The organism is Pseudomonas mandelii (assembly GCF_002251635.1).
Taxonomy (GTDB): Bacteria; Pseudomonadota; Gammaproteobacteria; order Pseudomonadales; family Pseudomonadaceae; genus Aquipseudomonas; species Aquipseudomonas mandelii_B.
The window spans coordinates 1-9,168 of record NZ_NMOJ01000046.1 but is presented as its reverse complement, the minus strand read 5'-3'; the positions used below and the strand labels follow the sequence as shown (position 1 = coordinate 9,168).

Genomic DNA, 9,168 nt, shown 5'->3' with positions numbered 1-9,168 from the left:
TGATGTGGTACGTGTTTGATGCCAACACGCCCGATCACCAGACCCTGTTCCAGTCCGGCTGGTTCGTGGTGGGGCTGCTGACCCAGACGCTGATCGTGCACATGATCCGCACCCCGAAAATCCCGTTCCTGCAAAGCCGGGCGGCGATGCCGTTGATGGTGATGACCGGTGTGATCATGGCTGTGGGGATTTTCCTGCCGATGGGGCCGCTGGCGCACTACTTCAAATTGCAGGCGCTGCCGTCGTTGTACTTTGTGTTCCTGCCGCTGATTTTGCTGGCGTACATGGGGCTGACTCAGGCGGTGAAGGGTTTCTACATTCGGCGGTTTGGATGGCAGTAATGGCCGGGTCTTTGGTTATTTCAGAAAAGTCCTACAGAAACATCTGTGCGCCTCCCGTAGCCTCGCCGCTTCAAAAATCAGCTATTCACACATGAGGCTACGATGCCGAATAAAGCCTTGCGCATCCTGATCGCCGACGAGCAGCACTTTCACCGGATGCTGATCGAGCGGCTGTTCAATCAGCTCGATTATTACCGCGTGGCGCCGGTGCAGGATCTTGCTTCAATGCTGACCCTGGTCGAGTACGGTTGTGAGCCGTTCGACCTGGTGGTCGTCAATGCCGCGCTGGCGGCCGGCGAACTGGATTTGCTCAGCTATGTCCTCGATAACCGGCAGGTTCGCCACGCACTGATTTTCGACGGCCAACGGGCGCAGTTGCCGGCGATCCCGGCCGGCCGGCAACCGAAGGTTCAAGTGAGCCATGCGGCGCTGCCTGATCTGCGGTGTATCCAGATGTTGATGGCGATCATTGATCCATCGTCGCAGGAGCGTCATCAGCGGTACGCCGGGTGATTGCGACATACCGTTCGTCGGCACTGTCATTTCTGACAGGTAGATTCTGCCTTTCTCCCATGCAACAGTCCTGGCGCAGCCGTTGCGTCTGCCCCGGCGTTATCCGACGGGCATTCGTTGAGTCTTTGCACAGGGAGTTGCCATGAAGTCAGCGATGATTGTGGACGATCATCCGGTGGTTCGCGCCGCAGTGAAGCTTGTACTGGGGCGGGAAGGTTTCAAGCAGATTCATGAGGCGGCCAGCGTTGGGGAAGCGTTGACCACACTTCGTGAGCAACGGGTGGATCTGCTGATCCTGGATCTGGTGATGCCCGGCGGCAACGGCCTGGACCTGCTGGAGCGAATCAAGGCCAGCGACTGGAAATGCGTGGTGCTGGTGTTCACCTCGCTCGATCCGCTGTTTTTCCAGGAGCGGTGCATGCGCGGCGGCGCGTTGGCGTATGTCTCAAAAACCAACAGCCTGGAGCAATTGCACAAGGCTGTGCACGCAATGATGGCGGGCTACACCTATTTTTCGCAGTTGCTGTCCAGGCCGATGAACCCGCTGCAACACAGCGAAAAAAAGTTGATCGATACACTGTCCAACCGCGAGTTGACCATCTTGCAATACCTTGCCCGAGGCTTCTCCAACAAAGCGATCGCCGAAGCCATGAACCTGAGCCACAAAACCGTCAGCACCTACAAAACGCGCCTGGTCATAAAACTGGGGGTTGTGGCGGCGGTGCATCTGCGGGACTTCGCCATACGCAATCACCTGATCTGAGTGCGCCAGACCGTGCGATGCATTCTGCTGATCCTGATGATGTGCCTGGTGCTGCCAGCCTCGGCCCGGACCACCGGCGAGCCTGAGCGCTTGCAGTTGCTGGGGCGTTCCACGGTGGAGGGCTACGCGGTCCATCTGGATGAACAGGACCGGCAATGGCTGCGCAACAAGCGTGTGTTGCGCCTTGGGGTGAGCGGGCCGGACTACCCACCGTTCGAGGTGACGCGCAATCACGACGAGCTGGAAGGCATCACCGCCGATTACGCCATGCTCGTTGCGCAACTGCTGGACGTGGAAATCGAGGTGCTGCGCTACGTCACGCGTGAAGCGGCCATGGAAGCCCTTAAATACGGCGAACTGGATCTGCTCGGGACCTCAAACAACTTCGAACTGGCCGACCCCGAGCTGATCCTGTCCAGTGCTTACGCTGAAGATCAGCCGATGCTGGTCACCCGACTGGACGAGCGCATGCCCGAGGATCTGGCGGGTAAACGCATTGCCATGGCCGATGATTATCTGCCGGCGCAGACCGTTGAATCGTTTTATCCCGAGGCCAGCCTGAAACGTTATCCGTCGGCGCTCGATGCGCTCGGGGCGGTGGCGTATGGGCAGGATGATGTGTACCTCAGCGACCTCATCAGCGGCAATTACCTGATCAACAACAACTACTTCAATTCCGTTCATCTGGTAGGACCGTCGGGCCTCGACGCTAACCCGTTCGGCTTCGCACTGGCCCGGGACAACTTGCCGCTGAAGGACCTCTTCGACAAGGCGCTGGCGGCGATCCCCATGGAGCAGCGCTCAATCATCGAGCAGCGCTGGAGCGCCGGCAGGGCCAAAGTGGCGGGACAGCAACGCGTGGATCTGAGTGTGAGTGAACAGCGCTGGCTGGATCAGCATCCGACGGTGAGGGTGGCGGCGATCGAGGACTTTGCGCCGTTGACGTTTTACACGGCCAATGGAAGCTTCAGTGGGTTGACGGCGCAATTGCTGACGCTGATCAGCCAGCGTAGCGGCTTGAACTTCAACGTGGTGCGAGGCCAGACCCTGGACCAGCAGATCCAGCGGCTCAAAGCCGGCGAGATCGACGTCTTGCCCGCCATCATCCCCACGACCGAAGACGTCGCAGGGCTGCACTTTACCCGGTCCTATGTGACCAATCCGTACACGCTGGTCAGTGCAGCAACCGCCGACAGCCCTAAGACACTGGGCGATCTGGCCGGCAAGCGCCTGGCGATATATCCCCGTCACCCGATGCGTGCGTTCATTCAGGCGCGGGCGCCGCAGGTGCAGATGGTGGGCGTACAAAACCCGGCCGAAGGTCTGGAGCTGGTGGCGAAAGGACAGGCCGATGCCGCGCTCAGCTCATTGTTCATCACCCGTTACCTGATCGCCCGGTACTACCAGGGGCGTTTACGGATCAGCAGCACTGTGGGCGACGAGCCGGCGCGTATCGCCATGGCCACCGGTCGTGACCAGCCGGAGTTGCACTCGATTTTGAACAAGGCGTTGCTGAGCATTTCGCCCGAAGAGATGGACGGGTTGGTCGCTCGCTGGAGCAATGATGCGGTGGTCGAGGACAGTTATTGGCTGCGTCATCGGCAAAACATCTTGCAGGCATTTGCCGCCGCCGTGGCGTTGTGGTTGCTGGCGCTGGGCTGGATTGCCTGGCAGCGTCGGCAGATCCGCCAGCGCCAGCAGTGGATGCAGCAATTGCAGGAGGCCAAGGACGCAGCGGACGATGCCAACCGTGCCAAAACCACNTTCCTGGCGACCATGAGCCATGAAATCCGCACNCCGATGAATGCCGTGATCGGCATGCTTGAAATGGCTGAGAAGCAGGCGCAAGAGGGCATCGTCGACCGTTTTGCCATAGATGTCGCGTCCACTGCCGCGCAGCAGTTGCTGGCATTGATCGGCGATATCCTGGACATCGCACGCATCGAATCCGGGCATTTATCCCTGACACCCGAGCGCGTCAATCTGCGTGACCTGGTGGCGTCAGTTTGCCGGGTGTTTGAAGGGCTGGCGCGGGAGAAAAATCTGGCGTGGCGAGTCGATCTGGACCCGCGCAGCGACCGCGACGTGCTGGTCGACCCCACGCGCTTCAAACAGGTGCTGTCCAACCTGTTGAGCAACGCGATCAAGTTCACCCGTGACGGTGAGGTGAGTTTAACGTTACGCGTGGTGTCCGGTGTGTCGGGGCATCTGGCGGTCAATCTGCGCATTGAAGACAGCGGCATCGGCATCAGTGCAGCCGACCAGCAGCGGTTGTTCAGTCCGTTCGTTCAGGCCGGTAACAGCCAGCAATCCGCCCGCCAGGGTTCCGGCCTGGGGTTAGTGATCAGCCGCACGTTGTGCGAAATGATGGGCGGACGGCTGGTGCTGCACAGCGTCCTCGGCCAGGGCTCGCACGTCGACATCAGTCTTTCGCTGATGGTGTTGAAAGCGTTGCCACCCTGTGAATCAGTGGACAGCGGATCGCCGAAACCCACGCGGCCACTGACCATTCTGGTGGTTGACGATTACCCGGCCAATCGCCTGTTGCTTTCAAGTCAGCTGGGCTATCTGGGGCATCGCGTGATGGAGGCCGAGGATGGCGAGCAAGGGCTGGAGCTGTGGCGTGTCCACGAGTTCGATGTGGTCATCACTGACTGCAATATGCCGAACCGCAGCGGTTATGAATTGACCGGTGCGATACGCGATGAAGAGCGTCTGCAAGGCCTGCCGCCGACACTGATCCTGGGTTTTACCGCCAATGCGCAGCGCGAGGAAAAGGTCCGGTGCCTTGAGGCGGGCATGGATGACTGCCTGTTCAAACCCATTCGGCTGGCGGATCTGAGTGGATGGCTGGCTGACCGGTTTGAAGAGGCCAGGAGTGAAGCCCCTTCGTCTTCGCCGATCGACTTGAGCGAGTTGGAGCAATACGTCGGTGAAGACCGGACGTTGATTAATCAATTGCTGCGCGAACTGGCCGTGACCAATCGGGATGACCGTGAACATCTGCTTAAAGCACAGGCTGACAACAATCTCCCTGATCTGCGAAACCTGGCGCACCGCATCAAGGGCGGTGCGCGCATGGTCCGGGCCCAGCGGTTGATCGAGTGTTGTGAGGCGCTGGAACGCGCTTGTGGCGAAGGGCATGCGGCATCGATCGACGAGGCCGTCGATCAATTGCAGCACGCCATGCGAAGTCTCGATCAGAGCCTTGAGCCGGGCTGACGCTTAATCCCAATGCGGCGCGATGCCTTTGGGGCTGGTCAATCGATGGCCGCGATCAAGACCTGCGATGAGCGCCATGTCGGCTTCGCTCAAGCGCAATGCACAGGCTTGCAGATTGCTGTGCAGGTTGGCGCGTTTGGTCGACGACGGGATTACCGCATAGCCCAACTGCATGGCCCAGGCCAACGTCACTTGCGCAGGCGTGGCCTGATGGCGTTCGGCGATTTGCTGGAGCACCGGGTCTTTCAGCACTTCACCGTAGGCCAGGGTCATGTACGACGTGATTTGAATGCCCTGACGCTGAGCAAACTCGACGACCTTGCGGTTTTGCAGGTACGGGTGCAGCTCGATCTGGTTGGTTGCAATGTTCTCGGCACCGACCGCTGCAATTGCTTTTTGCATCAGCTCGACGGTGAAGTTGGAGACGCCAATCTGCCGGGTCAGGCCCAGTCGCTTGGCTTCGAGCAAGGCGCCCATGAACTCTTCGACCGGCACTTGATCGTCCGGGGACGGCCAGTGGATCAGCGTCAGGTCCAGGTAGTCGGTCTTCAGTTTGCTCAGGCTTTCACGNAGGCTGTCAATCAACCGGTCTTTGGCAAAGTTGGCAACCCAGATTTTGCTGGTGATGAACAATTCTTCACGGGCGATGCTGCTGGCGGTGATGGCCTCGCCGACCTCGGCTTCGTTTTCGTAGATTTGCGCGGTGTCGATCACCCTGTAGCCCAGCGCGAGGCCGGTGCTCACCGAATCGATGACCACCTGGCCTTGCAAGCGAAAGGTACCGAGACCGAATGCGGGAATAGACATCAATGACTCCAGGGGTTGCAGTGGGAATGGGCAGGAGTATCCCCGGCTGCCTCCCCGGGAAAAACCGCTGGATGGGCAAAGCAATATTTACCGCAAGTCATGAATCGGGGAGGGGGCAGCCTGGGGGATTGTGGGTGTCTGGTCGGCCGCCATCGCGAGCAGGCTCGCTCCCACATTGGAATGCGTCCCCCTGTGGGAGCGAGCCTGCTCGCGATGGCCGCGACTCGGTCTCGGAACTTATCCCCGAGCCTCAAGAATCATGCAAGTCGTCGACCCCGTCGCATACAACCGCCCATCCACATCATAAATCCGCCCCTCGGCCAGCGCGGTGGAGCGCCCCAAATGCACAATTTTCCCTTCGGCCCGGACCGGTCCGCTGGCACCGGTCAACGCCCGGACGTAGCTGATGCGTAAGTCCAGCGTCGTATAGCCCTGGCCCTTCTTCAACTGTGTATGAATCGCGCAGCCCATGCACGAATCCAGCAAGGTCGCCGCATAGCCGCCATGCACGCTGCCCAGTGGGTTGTAGTGCCGCGAATCCGGCGTGCCCTGGAAAATGAACAGCCCGGCCGACCATTCGATGGGGATGAAGTCCATCAAGGCGCCGATGGGCGGTGAAGGCAGTGCGCCGTCGCCGATACCCTCGAAAAACTCGGCGGGCGACAGCGCACTGACCTCGGCCATGGACAGGCTGCCCGGTCCGGCCAGACGCGAGCGCATGGCCTGTTCCTGGGCGATCCATTGGGCGAGGGTGGCGTCACGGTTGGGGCTTTGCATGATGAGGTCCTCAGGCGGGAGCGGATATTATGGTTGTAATCCTGGTCGATATTATGTCCGAAATAAAAACTCCGCCAGCCCCGTGTGTCGAGTCGTCACACGCAATCGCCAAGGCAAAAGTCCTCGCCGATGGCAGCCCTGTCGAAACCTTCACCATCGTTCTCCAGATAGAACGCTCAAGCTGATTTTTGCCGTCTAGTGGATCAAAGCGTTCGGTCTTAAGCTGGGCCATTGCGTTACACAACGAATTTGGAGGCAGGATGAAAAACATCATCGGTATTTACACCAGCCCGCGCACCCACTGGGTCGGCGATGGCTTCCCGGTGCGCACGCTGTTTTCCTACGACTCGATGGGCAAGCACATCAGCCCGTTTTTGCTGCTCGATCATGCCGGCCCCGCCGAATTCACCCCGACCACCGAACGTCGTGGCGTGGGTCAGCATCCGCACCGCGGTTTCGAAACCGTGACCATCGTTTACAAGGGCGAAGTGGAGCACCGCGATTCCACCGGCGCCGGTGGCAAGATCGGCCCCGGCGATGTGCAATGGATGACTGCGGCATCGGGGATCCTCCACGAGGAGTTCCACTCCGAAGAGTTCGCCAAGAGCGGCGGGGCGCTGGAGATGGTGCAACTGTGGGTCAACCTGCCGGCCAAGGACAAAATGGCCGACGCCGGTTACCAGACGATTCTCGATGGCGACATCCCGAACCTCCCGCTCAAGGACAAGGCCGGCAGCCTGCGCTTGATCGCGGGTGAGTTTGAGGGGCACACCGGTCCGGCGCGCACGTTCACGCCGATCGACGTCTGGGACCTGCGCCTCAACGGCGGCAAATGGTTGACCCTCGACCTGCACGAAGGTCGCAACACTGCGCTGGTGGTGCTGCGCGGCACGGTTCAGGTCAACGGCCTGGAACTTGTGCGCGAAGGGCAGTTGGCGTTGTTCGAACGCGAGGGGCATCAGCTCAGCCTGGAAGCCAATGACGACGCGGTGGTGTTGCTGCTCAGCGGCAAGCCGATCGANGAACCTATCGTCGGTCACGGCCCGTTCGTGATGAACACCGAGCAGGAAATCCATCAGGCGTTTGCCGACTTCCAGTCGGGGCGTTTTGGGCAGATGACNGATTGAGNTCATTGNTCTGACCGCCATCGCGAGCAAGCTCGCTCCCACAGTTTTTTGTGGTGTTATCAGATCCTCAATTGCTCCTACACTGTGCCCATCCGTACATGGGCTGGAGTTGTTTGATGCTGTCACTGCTTACCAATCACCCCTTGATCAGTGCGCTGGTCCTGATCCTGATCGATCTCGGCTTGTGGCGCTTGATCAGTGCCAACGGCAGCAACTGGAAACTGGTCGTGCGGCTGGTGATTTTTGCGCTGTTCAGCGTCTTGTTGTTCAACGAAGGCATGAACCCGCTGGAGCCGGCACCCTGGGCCGACAACGTACCGCTGCACCTGGCGGCCACGGGGTTGCAGATCGGCTGGTGGCTGTTCGCCGCGCGCACCCTCACGGTGTTGCTCGGCACGGTGATGATGAATCGGGTCGGGCATGGCGGGCGATTGTTGCAGGACCTGTTGGGCGCGGTGATTTTCCTGATCGCGATCATCGCCGCCATGGCCTACGTGCTCGACCTGCCGGTCAAAGGCGTGCTCGCCACCTCCGGCGCCGTGGCGATCATCGTCGGCCTGGCGCTGCAAAGCACCTTGAGCGATGTGTTTTCCGGGATCGTCCTCAATACCACCAAGCCCTACCAACTGGATGACTGGATCTCCATCGATGGCACCGAAGGCCGCGTCACGGATATCGACTGGCGCGCCACACGCCTGCAAACCTCCCAGGGCAGCATGGCGGTGATCCCCAACTCGCTGGCGGCCAAAGCCAAGATCATCAACTTCTNCCGGCCGAGCGATATGTTCGGCGTCTCGATCAGCCTGCAACTGAGCCCGCACGCGCGCCCGCAAACGGTGCTCGACGCGCTGGAGCGGGCGATGCAGGGTTGTCGTTATCTGCTGAACAAACCGGCGCCATGTGTCGCGTTGAAAGGCTCCAACGCCAGTGGCGTGGAGTACGAAATCAGTGGCTTCGTGGTCTCCATGGATCAGAAGCGCATGGTGCGCAATCTGCTGTTCGACCTGGCGTACCGGCACTTGCAGGCGTCCGGTGTCAGCCTGTTGTCGAACGTCGAATCCAACGCGCCTGCCGGCCTGTCACGGCCACGGGCGTTGCTGGACAGCTCGAACATTTTCTCAACCCTGCGTCAGGAAGAGAAGGACACCTTCAGCCAGAACATGACCCAGCACACCTACCGCGCCGGCGAGATGATCCTGCCGGCGGGGGAGGTCAGCGATCACCTGTTCATCATCGAATCGGGTGTGGTCTCGGTGCAATTGAGCCGGGGCGGGGTCAAGTTCGAATCTGGGCGCATGGGCCCGGGCGAGGTGATCGGCGAGGGCGGGATTTTGTCCGATACCGCGCTGCCGGCAGAGTTCACCGCCAAGACGGCCTGCAGTCTGTACCGGATCGAGAAGGACTACCTCAAACCGTGCCTGGATGCGCGCCATGACATCAGCGAAGCGATGAAGGCGTTGCTGGATTTCCGCTTGCACAAGGCACAGACCCTGACCCAGGAAGCGCCGAAGGTGGTGGAGAAGAAAGGGTTTTTGCGGTGGTTGCGCAGTCGGGCGTAGTTCTTCAGGTGGATGGCCGCTGCGCGGATCGCGGGCAAGTCCGCTCCCACATTGATTGT

8 protein-coding genes are annotated in these 9,168 nt (G+C 60.3%); 6 read left to right on the top strand and 2 right to left on the bottom strand.

All coding sequences use genetic code 11. From position 1 onward, the window contains the following. The 4 genes from B7L09_RS06670 to B7L09_RS06655 form a co-directional block, all read left to right on the top strand. Nucleotides 1-341 (top strand): cation transporting ATPase C-terminal domain-containing protein (locus B7L09_RS06670; RefSeq protein WP_368073893.1); only part of this gene is annotated, 341 nt, incomplete at its 5' end. 102 nt (nt 342-443) lie between these two features. Continuing rightward, nucleotides 444-854, top strand: coding sequence for a chemotaxis protein CheY (locus tag B7L09_RS06665; RefSeq protein ID WP_094468241.1), 411 nt, complete (start codon nt 444-446; stop codon nt 852-854). A gap of 142 nt (nt 855-996) precedes the next feature. Then, nucleotides 997-1,617 (top strand): response regulator transcription factor, encoded by a 621-nt coding sequence (locus B7L09_RS06660; protein WP_094468240.1) that lies wholly within the window; start codon nt 997-999, stop codon nt 1,615-1,617. Then, nucleotides 1,618-4,839 (top strand): transporter substrate-binding domain-containing protein, encoded by a 3,222-nt coding sequence (locus B7L09_RS06655; RefSeq protein WP_438269297.1) that lies wholly within the window; start codon nt 1,618-1,620, stop codon nt 4,837-4,839. A 3-nt stretch (nt 4,840-4,842) separates the two neighbouring features. Here B7L09_RS06655 and dkgB read toward each other — a convergent pair whose 3' ends face one another. Next, nucleotides 4,843-5,646, bottom strand: a complete 804-nt coding sequence (dkgB, locus tag B7L09_RS06650; RefSeq protein WP_094468239.1) for a 2,5-didehydrogluconate reductase DkgB — start codon at nt 5,644-5,646, stop codon at nt 4,843-4,845. A gap of 237 nt (nt 5,647-5,883) precedes the next feature. Further along, the gene (locus B7L09_RS06645) at nt 5,884-6,423 is read right to left on the bottom strand and encodes a PaaI family thioesterase (protein ID WP_094468238.1); all 540 of its coding nucleotides are present in this window, start codon (nt 6,421-6,423) and stop codon (nt 5,884-5,886) included. Between the two features lie 260 nt (nt 6,424-6,683). Here B7L09_RS06645 and B7L09_RS06640 point away from each other — a divergent pair, with 260 nt between their 5' ends. Both B7L09_RS06640 and B7L09_RS06635 read left to right on the top strand, forming a co-directional pair. Continuing rightward, complete coding sequence (locus B7L09_RS06640; protein ID WP_094468237.1) at nt 6,684-7,550, top strand: pirin family protein; 867 nt, start codon at nt 6,684-6,686, stop codon at nt 7,548-7,550. A 116-nt stretch (nt 7,551-7,666) separates the two neighbouring features. Continuing rightward, complete coding sequence (locus B7L09_RS06635) at nt 7,667-9,109, top strand: mechanosensitive ion channel domain-containing protein (RefSeq protein WP_094468236.1); 1,443 nt, start codon at nt 7,667-7,669, stop codon at nt 9,107-9,109. The last annotated feature ends 59 nt before the right edge of the window (nt 9,110-9,168 follow it).

Bases quoted from the DNA above. Each gene is read 5' to 3' on its own strand.
- B7L09_RS06665 (WP_094468241.1), top strand. From the start codon at position 444: ATGCCGAATAAAGCCTTGCGCATCCTGATCGCCGACGAGCAGCACTTT.
- B7L09_RS06645 (WP_094468238.1), bottom strand. From the start codon at position 6,423: ATGCAAAGCCCCAACCGTGACGCCACCCTCGCCCAATGGATCGCCCAG.
- B7L09_RS06660 (WP_094468240.1), top strand. From the start codon at position 997: ATGAAGTCAGCGATGATTGTGGACGATCATCCGGTGGTTCGCGCCGCA.